Here is a 1,570-nt window from a genome sequence, read left to right on the forward strand (position 1 = left end):
CAATATCGGATGTGTTCGTTGCGATGTTGGTCGCATTGGTCGCAATGTCACTGGTGTTCGTTGAGATGTTCGCCGCGTTCGTTGAGATGTCGGACGTATTGGTGGCAATGTTCGTTACGTTCGTTGCTATATCGCTCGTATTCGTTGCGATGTCGCTTGTGTTTGTTGAGATATTACTGGTATTGGTGGCAATATCGGATGTGTTGGTGGCGATGTTCGTCGCGTTCGCTGAGATATTGCTGGTATTGGTGGCAATATCGGATGTGTTGGTGGCGATGTTGGCCGCGTTGGCCGATACACCCGCACTGTCGTCAAGGTCGCTCAGGTCCACAGCAGGGTTGTTGCCCAATTCATTGGTATAGGTCAGCTCATTTGTCGCGTTGTTGAAGGCCAATGAGGTATTGGTCTCTGAAATGGAAACGGAGGCCACATTTAGATAAAGGGCTCCATCCGAACCTGCGGTGATGTCGTTGTTTGCATCTCCACTGATCAGGTTCACAGACTCGGTACCGCCACCATCGGTGATTTGCAGGTTTCCTGCTGTGATACCACTGCCCGTGTTGTACTCATTGCCTACGTTGGTGTCCGCATCCGTGGCGACGTGCGCGGCGATGTCGGAGGCGTTGGTGGCAATGTCACTGGTATTGGTCGCAATATTGGTTGCATTTGTTGCAATATCGCTCGTGTTCGTGGCGATGTTTGCCGCGTTGGTCGAGATATCAGCAGTATTGGCAGCGATATCAGAGGCATTTGTTGCAATGTTGGTCGCATTGGTGGCAATATCCGTTGTGTTCGTTGCGATGTTCGCCGCGTTCGTCGAGATATCGGACACATTGGTCGCAATGTCGCTGGTGTTAGTGGCGATGTTGGTCGCGTTCGTGGAGATATTGCTTGCATTGGTGGCAATATCACTTGTATTCGTTGCAATGTTGGTCGCATTGGTTGCAATATCGGATGTATTTGTCGCGATGTCGCTCGTGTTCGTTGAGATATTACTTGCATTGGTCGCAATATCCGATGTGTTCGTTGCTATGTTCGCCGCGTTGGCAGATACCCCGGCACTGTCGTCAAGGTCGCTCAGGTCAACGGTGACGTCCGTGGTCCCCTCGCTGATCGTCAATATGTTGGTCGGGGCATCGAGCACCGCACCGGTGATGTCGTCATCAGTGGCAGCGGCAAGCTCTGCGTCCGTGGCGAACACACCGTCAAGGTCCTGGCTCAACGTGCCACCGCCGTCGGTAACGGTGATGGAGGTGCCGCTAAGACCCACTGCCGTGTTGTACTCGTTGCCCACGTTGGTGTCTGCATCGGCGGCGATGTGTGCCGCTATGTCAGAAGCGTTCGTGGCAATATCACTGGTGTTCGTTGCAATATTGGTCGCATTGGTGGCAATATCGGATGTATTCGTGGCGATGTTCGTCGCGTTGGTCGCAATGTCGCTCGTGTTGGTGGCAATATTAGTCGCATTGGTTGAGATATTGCTTGTGTTGGTAGCGATATCGGATGCGTTCGTTGCGATGTTCGTAGTGTTGGTGGCAATGTTCGCCGCGTTCGTCGAGATATTGGACGC

At 52.6% G+C, this 1,570-nt stretch carries 1 protein-coding gene; it reads right to left on the bottom strand.

Translation table 11 applies throughout. The features are described from left to right. On the bottom strand, nt 1-1,570 hold a 1,570-nt coding region (locus EO131_RS17085), incomplete at both ends, for a beta strand repeat-containing protein (protein WP_164731633.1).

The sequence above is a fragment of the Flagellimonas beolgyonensis genome (assembly GCF_003992615.1).
Taxonomy (GTDB): Bacteria; Bacteroidota; Bacteroidia; order Flavobacteriales; family Flavobacteriaceae; genus Flagellimonas; species Flagellimonas beolgyonensis.